Genomic DNA, 15,029 nt, shown 5'->3' on the forward strand with positions numbered 1-15,029 from the left:
GCTGGAAGATCACCGGGCAGAAGGTGTGGACGTCCATGGCCCGCGAGGCCGACTGGGGCATCCTGCTCGCGCGCACCGACCCGTCCGTCCCGAAGCACAAGGGCCTGTCGTACTTCCTGCTCGACATGAGGTCGCCCGGCATCGACATCCGGCCGCTGCGCGAGCTGACCGGCGACACTCTGTTCAACGAGGTGTTCCTGGACGGCGTCTTCATCCCCGACGACCTCCTCGTCGCCGCGCCGGGCGACGGCTGGAAGCTCGCCCGCACCACCCTCGCCAACGAACGCGTCTCGCTCTCGAACGACTCGTCCCTCGGCAGCGGAGGCGAGGCCCTCCTCAAACTGGCGACGGACGCGGACGACGAGCGCCTGACCACGCTCGGGGGCATCCTCTGCGACGCGCAGTCGAGCAGCCTGTTCGGCCTGCGCACGACGCTGCGCTCGCTCGCGGGCGGCCAGCCCGGCGCCGAGTCGAGCATCGGCAAGCTGATCGGCGTCGAGCACATCCAGCAGGTGTGGGAGACGGCCGTCGACTGGATCGGCCCCGAAGCGCTCTCCGGCGAGGGAGAGGGCGGGATGGGCGACCCCACCTGGATGTTCCTGAACTCCCGCAACATGTCGATCGCCGGTGGCACCACCGACGTCCAGCTGAACATCATCGGCGAGCGCCTGCTCGGCCTTCCGCGCGACCCGCAGGCGGCGTCGTGACCCTCGACCTCCAGGCCGAGCACCAGGCGACCGGCGTGGACGCGGCGGCCGCCGCGGCCCGCCGCGTCGTCGACGCGCTAGTCCGCTCCGGCGACCTCTCGGGCGCCGACATGTCCGACGTGGCCGACCGCCTGAACGCCGTGGCCGACGACCTGGAGGCGGCGGCCCCGCCGCTGCGCGACCGCCTGGTCGACATGTGGCGCGGCGACGGCAACACCCGCCACGACCCGGTCACCGGCCCCGAGAACCCGATCGCCCCGCCGCTCGCATACACCGCCGCGGACTCCCGCACCATCGAGGCCGCCACGACCTTGGGCCTGCCCTACCAGGGCCCGCCGTCCAGCGTCCACGGCGGGATCTCCGCCCTCCTCCTCGACCACACCCTCGGCGTGGCGAACGGATGGGCGGGCAAGTCGGGCATGACGGCGGAACTCACCCTCCGCTACCACCGCCTGACCCCCCTCTTCGAGCCCCTGACGATCAGCGCCCGCCAGGTCTCCGTGGACGGCCGCAAGATCCGCACGGTTGGAGCGATCCAGGCAGGGGGCGAGGACTGCGTGACCGCCGAGGGCCTCTTCATCGCCAAGTACCCGCCCCGCCCCCGCTGACCGTCACCCCGTCTGAGCGAGCCGCATGGAGACGTAGTCGGTGAACCCCGCACGCCGGGCGAACCTGACGGGTCGCCGCCGGTACTCGGTGAACCCGAGCTTGGCGTAGAGGCCGAGCGCCGGGGCGTTGGTGTCCTTGATGTCGCGGAGCACGAATTCGTCGTACGCGGGAAGGGCGAGGATGTGCCGCATGAGCGCGGTCGCGACCCCGCGTCCCTGGCTGCCGGGCTCGGTCGTGACGAAGCCGATCTCTGCGAGGCCCGCCCGGGTCTCGTCCGCCGCGCCGAGAAACTGGGAGCGAAGGACGAGGTGGCTGATCGTGCCGTGCACCGCGCCCAGGTGGTGGCAGATCTCGGACCAGCGGGGCGCGAAGCACTCCTGCGCACCTGTGGTGACAGAGGCGACGGCCGCGGGCTCGCCCTCCAGGAGGGCGACGTAGAACCGGTTCAGCAGGATCATGTGCTCGAACGCATCGGCGAGCTTCTCCGGATCGGAGGAGAAGAACGCGAAGTCCTCGGCGAAGCCGTGGACCAGCACCGCGGTGATCCGCCGCCGGTAGTCCTCGCCCAGCTCGTCGCCGCGCCTGACCTCGATCATCCGGACGCTCCTTCCGTGAGTACCCTCAGCACGATGTGGACGTCCGGGACGGCGAGCTCGGCACCGAGGGCGAGCCGCATGGTCGTCAGCCCGCCGAGGGTGGCGAAGTAGCACGCCGTGATCTGTGCCGGATCGCCGCCGCCGAACTCGCCCGCGGCCTGGCCGCGCCGCACGCACTCCTCGAAGGCGCGCCACATCGAGCGCTGTGCCCCGACGATCCGCTCGACCGTGCCGGGTGGTGTGTCGGTGGTGACCCCGTGGTTGACGACGACGACGAACTCCGCGGCGCCATCGTCAGCCGTGACGTCGGCCAGAAAGCGGGCGGTGAACGCGCGGATCAGGTCCACCGGCCGCCCCTCTCCCGAAATCTCGGCCGTGAGCGCGACAAGGCCGGCGACAGCCTGGTCGAGCAGGGCCAGGTACAGCTCGTCCTTCGTGGCGTAGTGACGGTAGATCGACCCGATGCTCACGTCCGCCTCTCGCGCGATGTCACGGACGGTCGACGCCGCGAACCCTCGGCGTGCGAACACCCGGACGGCGGCCGTCTGGACGACCTCGAGCGTTGCCGCGCGCAGCGCGGCGTTCTGCTCGGCAGTGCGCGGCATGGAACCCCCGAAATAAAATGAACTTACGTTCATCCTACGGCAACCGCACGGTTGAAGCGATCCAGGCCGCCGCCGAGGAACTGGTGCCGCCGGTGGAGCGCGCCCTGAGATCACCGGCGGGAGGGAGTGCCTTCGAGGAGACCATCGACAACGACGCTGACCTGCGTGTTCGATATGTACGTCTGTTCCTGATGGTCGTGTACGTTTGTACATATGGGGGAGCAGACGACGACCCGCAGGCGGACGCGCCGCACCGATCCCGGCCGCAAGGCGCGCATCATCGAGGCCGCCCTCGACGCCATCGCGGAGGACGGCGCGGCGGCCGCGACCCACCGGAGCATCGCCGCCCGCGCCGGCGTGCCGCTCGGCTCGGTCACCTACCACTTCACCGGCCTCGGCGACCTGCACGCTCAGGCTTTCGCCCGGTACGTGGACGAGGCGTCGGAGGCGTTCGAGAACCTGTTCGCCGGAGTCGAGACCCGCGAAGAACTCGTCGACGTTTTGGTCGACTACGTGCACGGGGGACCGGCGCGGCGCCGCAGCGCAACCCTCGGATTCGAGCTCCACCTCGCGGCGCTCAGGGCACCCGCCCTCCGCTCCCTCACCCAAGCTTGGACGTCGGACAGCCGCGCCGTCCTGGCCCGCTTCACCGGCCCCGGCGCCGCCGCCCGCCTGGACGCGCTACTGGAGGGGTTGGTCATGCACGCCCTCCTCAGCACCGAGCCGGAGCCGCGCGAAGCGACGCGGGCGGCGATCGTGCAGACGCTGGGGGAGGCTCGTCCGTGACACCCGTGATCACCGTCCCCGACACCGAGCTGGACGACCTGCGCTCACGGCTGCGCCGCACCCGCTGGCCGGACCCCTGGCCCGCACCCGGATGGAGCGCCGGCACCGACCCCGCCGAACTGCGGCGCCTGACCGCCTACTGGGCGGACGGCTACGACTGGCGCACTCACGAGACCGCCGTCAACGCGCTCCCGTCCCGTTTCGCGGACATCGACGGGACGCCGCTGCACTACCTCCGCTTCGACGGAGAACGCCCGGACGCCCTGCCGATCGTCCTGACGCACGGCTGGCCCAGCACCTTCCTCGAACTGGTGGACCTGGCCCGCCGCCTTTCGGCACCGTCGCACTACGGAGGTGACCCGGCCGACGCGTTCACGGTCATCGTTCCGTCCCTCCCAGGCTTCGCGTTCTCGCCACAGCGACCGACGCTTGAAGCGGAGCAGACGCACGAACTTTGGCACAGCCTCATGCACGACGAACTCGGCTTCACCCGTTATGCCGCCCACGGCGGCGACCTGGGAGCCGGAATCAGCGCCCGCCTGGCCGAAGCCCACCCCGAAGCACTCGTCGGCATCCACGTCCTAGCGGTCGCCGCACCGCCCACCTACGACCCCGCGACCCTCACCCCGCAGGAGCAAACGCACCTCGACTCCGTCGCGGCCTGGAGCGCCGAAGAGGGCGGCTACCAGCACGAGCAGAGCACGCGCCCGCTCACACTGGGCTACGGCATGACCGACTCCCCGACCGGCCTGCTCGCCTGGATCGTGGAGAAATACCGCGCCTGGAGCGACTGCGGAGGCGACCTCTCCTCCAGGTTCAGCGACGACTTCGTCCTGACGCAGGCGTCCCTCTACTGGTTCACCAACACCATCGGGACGTCCTTCCGCCCCTACTACGAGTACAACCGAGGCCTGACGAGACGCGTGGAGAAGGTGGACGTCCCCACGGCCCTGGCCCTCTTCCCGGCGGACCTGGCCCACCCACCCAGCACCTGGGCCGAGCGCACCTACAACCTCACGAGGTACAAGGTCATGCCTCGCGGAGGCCACTTCGCCGCCCACGAAGAACCCGCCCTACTCGCCGACGACCTGACGGACTTCTTCCGCCCCCTCCGCTGACAGCCGGGTCACCAGGTGGGCGGGAACATGCGGTGCTTGAGGAGCAGGTCGACCTGCTCGGCCGCCGCCTCGACGTCCCCGCATGGGACCAGGTAGCCGAACCGTCCGCGCTGCGCCCGGTGGTATGCCCAGCCGCCCGGGACGGCCCGAACGCTCACCACGACCCCGACGCCCTCGCCCACACCCATTTGCCGTGCGGCGCGGTTCTGGTGACCCCGCACTCTGCGGGCCAGCGCCTGCACGATCGGCAGGCTGGGAATCGGCAATCGAAACACGGCGGCGAGATTCAGGATCTCGCCGATCACGTCCGGTTCGGGAGTACTCGAGGCGAGGCGCGTGCCGTAGCATGGGTGAGGCGTGGATTGAGTCTAATGGCTACTGGGTGGGTTCGAATTGCCGAACATGGAGATATTGAAATCGTCCCGGCGGAAGCTACGGGAAGGCGACGTCTTCGCTTTTCGCGTTCCCCAGGCCGGCGAGCATTTCATGTTCGGCCGGGTGATCAGGGTCGACATGCCGATGGGAGATTCTCCCATGCCGGGGGACAACCTCATCTACCTCTACGGCCATCGTTCGAAGGAGAAGGTCCCCGAGTTGGGAGCGCTGACGGTGGACGACCTGCTGGTCCCGCCGAAGTTCATCAACCGGCAGCCCTGGCTTAAGGGCTTCTTTGAGAACGTCGTGCACGCGCCGCTCGAAGACGGTGAGGTGCTCCCCTGGCATTGCTTCTACAATCCGGTAAGAAAAATCTATGTCAACGACCGGGGTGATGTACTCGCCGAGCGAATCGAGCCCTGTGGTTTCTTTGCATTGGACAGCTATCTGACGCTCGACGACGCCATCAGCGAGGCCCTGGGTGTAGCTCCCTCGGGCGACTGAACACCGATATTTCTCGTAGCACGGTCCGGCGGTCAGCGGATCGGCTGGTCCCAAAAGATTTCCACCTTCTTGAGGTGGTCGCGATCGGCCAGGCGGCGTAACCGGACCGGTTCGCACCGATGTCACCGGCGAGGAGCGCCGACACTGCGGCGATACTGTCGGTCTCAAAAGAGGCAAAGCGCCAGAGGCCGGTCATCTCCTCATCAGTCCGCAGGCGTTCGGAGTGCTGATAGACCGTTTGAATCGCGGCGATCAGGTCTCCTGACCGCTGCCCACGGCAAGCCTCGGCTGCGGTCGGGGCTCGGTCGTGTAGGGGTGGGGACGATCGGGGGTGACGTTCTTGGGGGCGCGGTTGTTTCTGGGGTCGGCTGGGTTGGGGGCGTTGCCCGCCTGGTTGGGTTCCCTGCCGGTCCTGCCGGTCCTGCCGCGCCGGGCGGTGCTCGTTCCCACGGCGGCGAATCCGCTGCCGTCCGCGCCGTTCGTTCGTGCCGCTGCCGAACTGCTCGGGGGCGAAGGGCTGGCGGTGGACGTCCTCGATCTCGAAGGGGCCTCGGGTGACGACGTCCGGCGCGTTCTGGACGGAGCCCAGGTCGTGTTCGTCACCGGCGGGTATCCCGTCTTCCTACTGGAGCATGTTCGTCGTAGCGGGTTCGATCGCCTTGCTGCGCCCGCCGTCGCCGACGGGGCCCTGGCCTACGTGGGGATCTCGGCCGGGGCGGCTCTCGCCGGGCCGGATCTGCGGCCGCTCCAAGGTGCGGACGATCCTGGGGCCGTCGACTCCACCGCCGGGCTCGGCCTGGTCCCGTTCGTCGTGCTGCCGCACCGGAACCGGGGGCGGGCCGTGCGGCACGACCGGCTGGCCGGCGACCCCGCCCGGACGTGGCCCGTGATCTCGATCAACGACGACCAGGCCGTCAGCGTCGTCGGCGACATCTTCGAGGTTCTGGATTCTCGGTAGGGAGCGCAGGGAGGCGCGTTCGGCTGACGGCTTCCTGCTGCGGCGGTGCTGTCGCCACGGACGGTGGTGGGTGACACCAGCGCACGAGGCGCGTGTGTCACGCAACCGAAACGTCTACACCACTCAAGGAGCACGACATGCGTCGTCTTCTCAGTCAGCGCCTTCTGACCATGCCGTCCGACCGCCGTCCCATGATCGTGGGCGGTTCGGCTCCGGTGACCGTCGTCGCCGAGGACCGTCAGGACATCCAGGTCGTCCTGGAGGGCGTCAACCTCAAGAGGATCGCCGAGCGGGCCATCCTGGAGCCCGTCGAAGACAAGCACGTGATCATCAGGTGTGAGCGCCTGTGGAAGAGGGGCGGGTACCTCACGGCGGTCATCGTGCGTGTCCCGCGCGGCTCCGACTACATCTGCGTGGACACGTGGGGCCGTATCACCATGACCGGCCCGCTCCGGGTCGCACACCTGCACTCCGCCAAGCGCATCGAGGTCGAGGAGATTCCCTTGGACTCCTCGTTCCAGGTGAGGACCACGCGCCGCTTCGGCCAGCCCATCACGGTCGGGAGGACCAGCGGTGACCTCACGGCGTGGACCAAGGGAGGATCCGTGCAGATCATGGCGGACCACCCCCAGAGCCTCCGCATCAGCACCATCGGAGGCGACATCGATCTCCGCGGCCTCTGGGACGACGAAGCCCTGAAGGTCTTCGGCGACAGGGGGCGCGTGACCTATCGGAGGGGCATCTGACCCTTCACGGGTAACGGCCACTGGCCGTCACCTGCCACAAAGGCTTCGGCGCCAGCCGAAGCCCCCCCAGAAGGGCCCGGCGCTAGCTGGGCCCTTCTGTTCGCCCATCGTTGGTTCGCGACCGGACGCCCGACAGGTACCTCGGACGGGTCACTGCACTAGCGGCCGGTGCCCAGGGCGGTGTGGGGGTTGCAGCCCCGCGTGGCCTCGGTTCGGGACGGGACCCATGCCTTCGTCTTGCCTGGGGTGACCCTGGCGAGGACGCAGCGCCCCTTACCCGTCGTCGTGGTGCCGGAGACCAGAGCCACGCCTACGGCGAAGTCGGACTGGGGCTCGGTTTCGATTCTGATCGCGGGGTGCAGGGCGAGCCTCGCCAGCGCGGCGCGGACGTCCTTCTCCTCCACGCCCCGGCCCGAGGGAAGCGCGTTCACCTTGGGCAGGGCGCGTTCGATCCGGGTGGCGGAAAGCGGGGGTGTCTCGGGCCAAGGGGCGAACGTCGGGGGAGCCCCGCCGGGGCAGGGGGTTCGTGGCGGGACGGCGTCCCATTCGCCGAGGCCGCCGTCGAAGGCCAGGTCGTAGCAGCGGTCTACCGTCACCCGTCCGGGGCCGTGGAACAGGCCCTCGCTCCGCTGCGCGCTGCCGGAGACCTTCACGATCACTCGGACGCCGCCCGGGGCGCCGGTGTCCGCGCCCGACACCCTCAAGACCTCGACGCCCTTGAGATCCGCGATGTGGTGGCCGATGTCGCCCGCCCTGACCAGCCGGGTGCCGTACATGGCGTTGACCACCTGCTTGACCTGGTTGCGCGCGTCGTCCGCGGCGTTCTCCTGGGCCGCGGCGTCCGCGCAGCCTGCGGCGGTGAGGGCGGTGACGGCGAGGGCCGCGATCATGGTGGGGCGCACGGGTCGACCCAACCACACGAGCACTGATCCGTGTCCTTCCCCTCTTTCGGCCTTGACCCTCACATGGATGTGACGCTTTAGCGTGCCAGGTGTTGCCGACCGATGGTTTCGAGGAGGCGAGAGTGTCCGGAGCGGTGGTCATCGGAGCAGGTCCGGGGATCGGGCAGGCGGTCGCACGCAGGTTCGCCAGGGAGGGATATCCGATCGCCCTCGTGGCTCGCGGAGACGAGACGCTGCGGGCCGCGGCTCGCGCCGTCGAGCCCAGCGGGGTGCCGGTCGTCACCCTCGCGGCCGACTGCGCCGACGAGGACGCCCTGCGGGCCGCCCTGGACCGGGCCGTCGCCGAGCACGGCCTGCCCGACGTCGTGGTCTACAACGCCGCGATCGTCCAGGCCGATGCGCCGGGGGAGCTGTCGGCGCGCGCACACCTGGAGGCCTGGGGGGTCAACGTCGTCGGCGCGCACACCGCCGCCGCCCATCTGGCTCCGGAGATGGCGCGCCGCGGAAGCGGATCGATCCTCATCACCGGAGGCATGCCCGAGCCGAAATGGCAGTACACCAGCCTCTCCCTCGGCAAGGCAGGGGTCCGGACCCTGGTCCGGGTCCTCGACCAGCGGTACGGGGACGCCGGAGTGCACGCCGCCAGCGTCACCGTCGACGGACCCGTCGCGCCGGGCACCGACTTCGATCCCGACGACATCGCCGAGCACTACTGGCGCCTGCACGGCCAGCCGCGGCACCAGTGGGAGCACGAGGTCCTGCACACCGTGCGGTCGGCGCCGGGCGTCCTCCCGGGGCTGCTGGACGCCTGGCGGCGCGCCTTCGACCGGCGCCGGCCCGCCGACCTGGCCTCGCTCTTCAGCCCGGACGCGCTCTTCCAGGGCATCACCCCCTCCCTGCGCCGGGGCAGGGAGGAGATCCTCGGCTACTACGCCGACGTCCCCGAAGGCACGACGGCCCGGGTCGAGGTGCTCGGCGAGACCCGCCTCGGCGAACGCCTGGTGAGCGGGTTCGCCGAAGTGACCTTCACCGCCCCCACCGGTGAGGACCGCTCCGTGCGGCTGTCCGTCGTCGCCGAGCAGCGCGACGACGCCTGGCTCATCCGCCAGTATCACGCCGCCGGCTGACGACCGGCCTCAGTCAGGCCAGCCGTCGGGGTTGCGGCAGGACTCGCGGGAGATGCCCGAGCCGGTGTCCGGGAAATCCCCGAAGCGTTCGTTGTGCCGGTGGGCGAAGAAGTAGCACATCGACTCGCATTCGGCGTCCGGGACGGCGACGCGGGGGTCCGCGGCGACGGCCGTGTAGAAGTCGCGGCCCATGGCCACGACGAAGCCGCGCGCGTAGAGGAAGCCGTCGTCGGAGCCGTCCGTCACCTCGTGGACGTCGGCCCGGTCGATCTCGTAGAGGAGGCGCTCGCACGCCCGGTCGAGGTCGGTCAGCTCGCTCGCGGACAGGTCGCGGGCGGCTTCGGCGAGGTTGCCGAGGAACGCGTCCAGGGCCTTGTCGACCACGGAGATCTCGGTCATCTCCCAGACGTCCGCGGACAGGTCGCGGGTGGTGAGGGCCCGTCGTGCGGCGGCGACCTCGGCGCCCAGGGGCGCCCACGCGGCCTCGATCACGTCCCAGAAACGCTCGTCGGTCATGGCCGAAGCCAACCAGGAGCCGCCGACAGTTCACCGCCGCCGGCAGTTCAGGTAGTCCGCATCTATGTAGACCGAATCTATGTAGATGTGGGCTACCCGATTGGCGGAGTTCCCCAATTCCGACACGGCGCGGCGCGTGCTTGAGGCCATCGGCTCCGGCGACCGGACGCACGCCAACGTCGCCGCGGCGACCGGTGGGCGCGGCGAGGCGCTGCCGTCCGGGACTCTGTCGCCCCCTTGCGGGCCCTGGAGCTGTCGGACCTGCCCTGGCCGGACCTCGGCGCCGTCGGCGGCTGGTGGAACCGCCGATTCGACCCGGAGGTCGACCTCGTCGGCGCCGACCGCGCCCCCGTGGCGAACCGGATCCACTTCGCCGGCTCGATCAAATGGCTGAACGGCCCGTTCGACGACCGCGACCTGGCGGACCTCCGTCGAGCCGCGAACGAGGTCCCCGGCCTGGACCCGGCGGTCGCGGGGCTTGTCGTGGTGTCGCTCTCCGGCGCGGATATCACCGGAGACGTCGCCCTGAGCTGGGGTCCCGACGATGTGGTCGGCGCCTGGCGCCAGTAGACGAGCGCCGATGTCACGTTTTCGGCGCCGGGCCAGTCGTGACGGGTGAAGACATAAGGGATTCACTTGGAGGAGTCATGGCAGCGGCCATCCTGGTCACCGGTGGGACGGGCACGCTCGGGCGGCAGGTCGTCCCGCGGCTGCGGGAAGCCGGGCGGGACGTGCGGGTGCTCAGCCGCAGCGAGCGGAAGCCCGCCGGCGGCGTCGAGTACGTGATCGGCGACCTGTTCAGGGACGAGGGCATCGGCGCCGCGCTGGACGGCATCGAGACCGTCCTGCACCTCGCGGGCGGCAACAAGGGCGATGACGTGGTCGCGCGGAACCTGGTGCGCGCCGCCTCGCGCGCGGGGGTGAGGCACCTCGTGCTCATCTCGGTCATCGGGGCCGACAGCGTGCCGCTGGCCTGGCTCAGGTCCCAGCTGGAAGTGGAGCGGGCCGTGGAGGGGTCGGGCGTGCCGTACACGATCCTGCGGGCCGCGCAGTTCCACGACCTGGTGTTCAAGGTGGTGCGGGGGATGGCGAAGTCCCCGGTAGTGCCGGTCCCGGGCGGGCTCCGCTTCCAGCCGGTGGACGCGCGCGACGTCGCGGAGCGGCTCGTGGAGCTGGCGCTGGGCGAACCGGCCGGCCGCGTTCCCGACCTGGCCGGGCCCCAGGTGTTCCCGATCGGCGCCCTCATCCGCGGATACCTGAAGGCGAGCGGCAAGCGCCGCGCGACGATGCCCGTCCGCATCCCGGGAAAGGCCGGGCGCGCCTACCGCGCCGGCGACAACCTCTCCGTCGAGGGAGCCGACCAGGGCACGCGCACCTGGGAGGACTTCCAGGCCGAACAGCTCGGCCACCCCGCCCCCGTCCCAACGGCGGCAGGCTGAATGCCCGGCCGCGGGCAGCCCCGGCCGGACGGGCCGGGGCCGCGTGTGTACCGCATGGCCCCTCCGCCGGAGGGGCTCACGTCTCCCTGTCGCGGGCCAGGCGGCGCATGCGGGCGTCCTGTTCGGCCATTGGAGGCAGCCCGGCCTCGGCGCGGCGCTCGTCGAGGCCGCCGGGGTCCTCGATCGGCTGCGGCCCGAAGACGCCTCCGGCCGTGCCGTACTGCGTCCCGTACAGCTGGGGGCGCCCGGCGTTGACCCGGACGCGGTCCTCCAGGTGGGCGAGGTCCGCACGGTCGGCGTCCCCAGCCTCGACCGCCCCGCGCAAGGCCCTGAGGAACATGCGCTGGAGGTGCGGCCGCCGGTCGGCGTGCTGGGCGAGCAGCCAGGCAGCGTGCGCGGCCTCCGCGCCGACGGCCGCGACGCCCGGCCATCCGTGCCGGCGGACGGCGCGGCCCAGCCACGTCGTGTTGCGCCGGTCGGTCCAGAGGGAGCGCAGCCCCTGCACGAGCGTCAGCCGTCCATCGGGCTCGGCCGCCTCCCGGACCCGCTGGTCGTGTTCGGCCCGGCGTAACAACTCGTCCCGCAGCATGCCTCCACTATCGCGAGAAGCCGGGTGGGTTACAGGACCTCGGTTTCGACTTGTTTGCGGAGGACCTTTCCGGTCGCGTTGCGGGGGAGGGGGTCGGTGGTGACGTGCCAGCGGGACGGGACCTTGAAGTAGGCGAGCCGCTCCCGGGCGAAGTCGGCCAGCTCCTCGGCGGCGGGCGGGGCGTCGGCGAAGACGGCGACCGCGGCGACCTCCTGGCCGAGGTCGGGGTGGGGGACGCCGATGACGATGCACTCGCGCAGCCCCGGGTACTCGGCGAGGACGTTCTCGATCTCCGCCGGGTAGACGTTCTCGCCGCCCCGGATGATCAGGTCGGAGCGGCGGGTGGTGAGCCGCAGCCGGCCCTGCTCGACCATGCCGATGTCGCCGGTGTGCAGCCAGCGGTCGGCGTCGAACGCGCGGGCGGTGGCCTCGGGGTCGCGCCAGTAGCCGACCATGTTGTAGGCGCTGCGGACGCAGACCTCGCCCTCGACGCCGTCGGGGAGCGGCCTGTTGTCCGGGTCGCGGATCTCCAGCTGCACCCCGACCGACGGGCGGCCGAGGGTCCCCGGCGCCTCCTCCAGGTCGGCGGGGGTGGCGGTGGACACGCCGGTGCACGACTCGGTGAGGCCGTAGCTGTCGACCAGGCCGCCCTTCGCGGGCGGGAACACCGCGCGCAGCCGCTCCTTGAACGCCGGCGAGGACGGCGCGGTGGCCAGCGAGAACGCCGTGAGCGAGGAGACGTCGTACTTCGAGAGGTCGCCGTGCTCGATCATCCGGTGCGCCATGGTGGGGACGGCGCCCCAGTTGGTCACGCGCTCCCGCTCGATGAGGCCGAGCACCTTGTCCACGTCGAAGCCGCCCTCGTGCATGATCACGGCGGTGCCGGTGGCGAGCCGGGGCACGGCGAGGTTGTGCAGGCACGCGATGTGGAACAGCGGCAGCGCCAGCAGGTAGCGGCGGGACGCGGGGTCCACCGGGTCGCCGAAGGCGCGCATCAGGGCGTCGTTGAAGCGGTGGTACTCGATCACCGAGGTCAGGTTCCGGTGCGAGTGGACGGCCCCCTTGGGACGGCCCGACGTGCCGCTGGTGTAGAGGATGACCGCCGGGTCGTCCTCGGCGACCCGCGGGGGCTCCAGGACGGCGCCGGGGTAGCGGCGCGTCAGCGACGGGACGTCCCGCTCCATCGTCAGCACGTCCTCGGAGATCAGCGCGGCGCGCTTCTCGTCGGCGATGACGACCTTCGGGTCGGTGTGCCCGAGGGCGTACTCGATCTCGCGGGGCGCCCACCAGGCGTTGTAGCCGACCGCGACGGCCCCGGCGGCGATCGCCGCCCAGAACGAGACGATCCACTCGGGGCTGTTGGCGGCGTCGATCGCGATGCGGTCCCCGGGGCGCACGCCGAGGTCGTCGCGCAGCGCCTTCGCCATGGAGGCGACGGCGGCGGCGTGCTCGGCGAAGCTCAGCCGCCGGTCCGCGGTGACGATGTAGTCGCGGTCGCCGTGGGACGCCGAGTGGACGAGCACCTCGCCGAGGCTTCGGGCGCGGTTCGCGAACACCGGGATCCGGGCGCCGAGCACCTCCTCCTCCCGCAGCTCGAACTCGCCGCCGGGACCGGTCAGCTGCCGGACGATCTCCATCGGGACCCCTCCTCCTCGCCGGACGCGCTCATTGTCGGCCGCCCCACCACGGGCTTCACCAGGGCATTCCGCTCAGCGGGACCGTCGCCCGCACCCCCGGTCGAGGTAATTCCCGGTGAGCGGGACTGGTCCCTTCACGTGGTCCCCATCACATCACCATGGGCCCTCACCAGGACTGATTCAGCCCGGTCCCGCCGCGTGCGGCGACACGACCGGGCTGGGCGCGAGCAGGACTGAGCGGAGTCGTTTCATGGGAAGCCTCAGCGGCAAGGTCGCGATCGTGACCGGAGCGGGACAGGGCGTCGGGCAGGGCATCGCCCTCGCGCTGGCGTCGGAGGGCGCGGCGGTCGCCGTGCTCGGCAGGACGCGGGCCAAGCTCGACGCGACGTGCGAGCTGGTCCGGGCGCGCGGCGCCGAGGCCGAGGCGTTCGAGTGCGACGTCGCCGACACCGAGGGGATCCCCGCGGTGGTCGAGCGCGTCGCCGCGACGTTCGGCGGCGTCGACATCCTCGTCAACAACGCCTACTCCGGCGCCTACGGGCCGCTCCTGGAGATGAGCGACCGCGCGTTCCGGAAAGGGTTCACGACCGGCCCGTTCGCCGCGTTCGCGTTCATGAAGGCGTGCCACCCGCACATGAAGGCGCGCGGCGGCGGCAGCATCGTCAACCTCGTCACCTCCGCCATGGTCCGCTGGGACCCCACCACCTTCGGAGCCTACGCGGCCGCCAAGCAGGCGCTCCGGTCGCTGACCCGCACGGCCGCCGCCGAGTGGGGGCCGGACGGGATCCGCGCCAACAGCATCGCCCCGCACGCCCTCTCGCCCGGGCTGAAGTGGTGGGCGGAGACGAACCCCGAGGAGGCCGAGGAGTTCCGCAGGACGATCCCCCTCGGCTACATCGGCGACTGCGAGGACGACATCGGCAAGGCCGTGGCGGCGCTCGTCCAGCCCGCCATGCGCTACCTCACCGGAGCCACCATCCCGCTTGACGGCGGCCAGGCCCACTTCGGCTGAACCGGCGGCGACACAGACCACGCCCCCCGCCTGGCAACACCCCACCACCCCATCTCAACCCACCCCATGCCACCGGCCGCGTCCGCGCGCGCCGGTGAAAGGAGCACGTCCGTATGAAGGTCGACAAGATCGGGCGCCTCGCGGCGGGAGCCCTCGCGGTCGCACTCGTGACGACGTCCTGTGCCAGCGACCGCTCGGGCACCGACGGAACGGCCGCCGGGAACGGTCCAGGCGGCGGCGCGAGCGCGGGCGCGGGCGCCAAGGCGTTCGGGACGCTGCCGTCGCCGTGCGGGCCCGGCGACGCCAAGGGCAAGACCGACCAGGGCGTCACCGACGACCAGATCGCGATCGGGTTCGGCGACGACCGCGGCTTCACCTCCGCGCCCGGCCTGTCCAAGGAGATGGGCGACGCCGTCAGCGCCATGATCGACTGGTGCAACCAGCAGGGCGGCATCAACGGGCGCAAGATCAAGGGCAACCAGTACGACGCCGCCTACATGCAGTCCGCGAAGGTGGTGCAGGAGTCCTGCAAGCAGGACTTCATGCTCGTCGGGCAGGGCTTCGCGATGGACGAGGCCGCCGAGCAGTACCGGGTGGGCTGCAAGCTGCCCACCGTCGCCGGCTTCACCGTCGGCCCGAACGCGGCGATGGGCCCGATGAAGTACGAGGCCGTCCCGTACCCGGTGGACATGATGAACACCCGGCCGCGCAGCCGAGCATCGAGGCGGCGAGGGCCACGCCCTGCGCGTGGTTGCCCGCGCTCGCCGCGACCACGCCGCCCGCCCGCTCCCGCTCGCTCAGCC

The 15,029-nt window shown here is 71.1% G+C and carries 18 protein-coding genes and 1 pseudogene; 12 read left to right on the plus strand and 7 right to left on the minus strand.

Annotated elements, in window-relative coordinates; genetic code table 11:
- Both AB0C69_RS22165 and AB0C69_RS22170 read left to right on the plus strand, forming a co-directional pair.
- Positions 1-707, plus strand: a 707-nt coding sequence (locus AB0C69_RS22165; protein WP_360356364.1) for an acyl-CoA dehydrogenase family protein, incomplete at its 5' end; no start/stop codon positions are given.
- Positions 704-1,315: a PaaI family thioesterase gene (locus AB0C69_RS22170; protein ID WP_360356367.1), complete on the plus strand. Its 612-nt coding sequence runs from the start codon at positions 704-706 to the stop codon at positions 1,313-1,315. The genes AB0C69_RS22165 and AB0C69_RS22170, both read left to right, overlap by 4 nt.
- A 3-nt stretch (positions 1,316-1,318) precedes the next feature.
- Here the strand turns inward: AB0C69_RS22170 and AB0C69_RS22175 are convergent, their stop codons facing one another.
- A complete protein-coding gene (locus AB0C69_RS22175; protein ID WP_360356370.1) occupies positions 1,319-1,912 on the minus strand; it encodes a GNAT family N-acetyltransferase in 594 nt (197 codons plus the stop codon).
- Complete coding sequence (locus AB0C69_RS22180; RefSeq protein ID WP_360356373.1) at positions 1,909-2,517, minus strand: TetR/AcrR family transcriptional regulator; 609 nt, start codon at positions 2,515-2,517, stop codon at positions 1,909-1,911. Before AB0C69_RS22180 ends, AB0C69_RS22175 begins: the two co-directional genes overlap by 4 nt.
- Positions 2,518-2,730: 213 nt before the next feature.
- On the opposite strand from AB0C69_RS22180, the gene AB0C69_RS22185 reads away from it, so the two are divergent.
- Both AB0C69_RS22185 and AB0C69_RS22190 read left to right on the plus strand, forming a co-directional pair.
- Entirely contained in the window at positions 2,731-3,303 is a 573-nt protein-coding gene (locus tag AB0C69_RS22185) for a TetR family transcriptional regulator (protein ID WP_360356376.1), read from the plus strand.
- The gene (locus AB0C69_RS22190) at positions 3,300-4,421 is read left to right on the plus strand and encodes an epoxide hydrolase family protein (protein WP_360356379.1); all 1,122 of its coding nucleotides are present in this window, start codon (positions 3,300-3,302) and stop codon (positions 4,419-4,421) included. The genes AB0C69_RS22185 and AB0C69_RS22190 overlap by 4 nt, the downstream gene beginning before the upstream one ends.
- Before the next feature lie 8 nt (positions 4,422-4,429).
- Here AB0C69_RS22190 and AB0C69_RS22195 read toward each other — a convergent pair whose 3' ends face one another.
- The gene (locus tag AB0C69_RS22195) at positions 4,430-4,687 is read right to left on the minus strand and encodes a hypothetical protein (protein WP_360356382.1); all 258 of its coding nucleotides are present in this window, start codon (positions 4,685-4,687) and stop codon (positions 4,430-4,432) included.
- 136 nt (positions 4,688-4,823) lie between these two features.
- Here AB0C69_RS22195 and AB0C69_RS22200 point away from each other — a divergent pair, with 136 nt between their 5' ends.
- The 3 genes from AB0C69_RS22200 (at position 4,824) to AB0C69_RS22210 (ending at position 7,004) form a co-directional block, all read left to right on the plus strand.
- On the plus strand, positions 4,824-5,300 hold the full coding sequence (locus AB0C69_RS22200; protein ID WP_360356385.1) for an Imm26 family immunity protein: 477 nt from the start codon (positions 4,824-4,826) through the stop codon (positions 5,298-5,300).
- A 382-nt stretch (positions 5,301-5,682) separates the two neighbouring features.
- Complete coding sequence (locus AB0C69_RS22205; RefSeq protein WP_360356388.1) at positions 5,683-6,258, plus strand: Type 1 glutamine amidotransferase-like domain-containing protein; 576 nt, start codon at positions 5,683-5,685, stop codon at positions 6,256-6,258.
- A 137-nt stretch (positions 6,259-6,395) separates the two neighbouring features.
- Positions 6,396-7,004: a hypothetical protein gene (locus AB0C69_RS22210; RefSeq protein WP_360356390.1), complete on the plus strand. Its 609-nt coding sequence runs from the start codon at positions 6,396-6,398 to the stop codon at positions 7,002-7,004.
- A gap of 158 nt (positions 7,005-7,162) precedes the next feature.
- Here the strand turns inward: AB0C69_RS22210 and AB0C69_RS22215 are convergent, their stop codons facing one another.
- Positions 7,163-7,906, minus strand: a complete 744-nt coding sequence (locus AB0C69_RS22215; protein WP_360356393.1) for a hypothetical protein — start codon at positions 7,904-7,906, stop codon at positions 7,163-7,165.
- A 122-nt stretch (positions 7,907-8,028) separates the two neighbouring features.
- Here AB0C69_RS22215 and AB0C69_RS22220 point away from each other — a divergent pair, with 122 nt between their 5' ends.
- Positions 8,029-9,033, plus strand: a complete 1,005-nt coding sequence (locus tag AB0C69_RS22220; RefSeq protein ID WP_360356396.1) for an SDR family NAD(P)-dependent oxidoreductase — start codon at positions 8,029-8,031, stop codon at positions 9,031-9,033.
- Positions 9,034-9,042: 9 nt separating this feature from the next.
- Here the strand turns inward: AB0C69_RS22220 and AB0C69_RS22225 are convergent, their stop codons facing one another.
- A complete protein-coding gene (locus tag AB0C69_RS22225) occupies positions 9,043-9,549 on the minus strand; it encodes a DUF4240 domain-containing protein (RefSeq protein WP_360356399.1) in 507 nt (168 codons plus the stop codon).
- Positions 9,550-9,786: 237 nt separating this feature from the next.
- Between AB0C69_RS22225 and AB0C69_RS22230 the strand changes: the two genes are divergently transcribed.
- Together AB0C69_RS22230 and AB0C69_RS22235 are read left to right on the plus strand one after the other, a co-directional pair.
- The gene (locus AB0C69_RS22230) at positions 9,787-10,119 is read left to right on the plus strand and encodes a hypothetical protein (RefSeq protein WP_360356402.1); all 333 of its coding nucleotides are present in this window, start codon (positions 9,787-9,789) and stop codon (positions 10,117-10,119) included.
- Between the two features lie 77 nt (positions 10,120-10,196).
- The gene (locus AB0C69_RS22235) at positions 10,197-10,988 is read left to right on the plus strand and encodes an NAD(P)H-binding protein (RefSeq protein ID WP_360356404.1); all 792 of its coding nucleotides are present in this window, start codon (positions 10,197-10,199) and stop codon (positions 10,986-10,988) included.
- Positions 10,989-11,064: 76 nt separating this feature from the next.
- On the opposite strand, the gene AB0C69_RS22240 is transcribed toward AB0C69_RS22235, so the two are convergent.
- Entirely contained in the window at positions 11,065-11,577 is a 513-nt protein-coding gene (locus AB0C69_RS22240) for a DUF6624 domain-containing protein (RefSeq protein WP_360356407.1), read from the minus strand.
- A 29-nt stretch (positions 11,578-11,606) separates the two neighbouring features.
- On the minus strand, positions 11,607-13,214 hold the full coding sequence (locus AB0C69_RS22245) for an AMP-binding protein (protein WP_345179312.1): 1,608 nt from the start codon (positions 13,212-13,214) through the stop codon (positions 11,607-11,609).
- Between the two features lie 250 nt (positions 13,215-13,464).
- Here AB0C69_RS22245 and AB0C69_RS22250 point away from each other — a divergent pair, with 250 nt between their 5' ends.
- Both AB0C69_RS22250 and AB0C69_RS22255 read left to right on the plus strand, forming a co-directional pair.
- Positions 13,465-14,226 carry an SDR family oxidoreductase gene (locus AB0C69_RS22250; RefSeq protein ID WP_360356410.1) on the plus strand — a complete coding sequence of 254 codons (762 nt, stop codon included), beginning with the start codon at positions 13,465-13,467 and terminating at the stop codon, positions 14,224-14,226.
- A 113-nt stretch (positions 14,227-14,339) separates the two neighbouring features.
- A pseudogene (locus AB0C69_RS22255) lies at positions 14,340-15,029 on the plus strand (hypothetical protein); the annotation flags it as partial.

The sequence above is a fragment of the Actinomadura sp. NPDC048032 genome (genome assembly GCF_040653175.1).
Lineage (GTDB): Bacteria > Actinomycetota > Actinomycetes > Streptosporangiales > Streptosporangiaceae > Spirillospora > Spirillospora verrucosospora.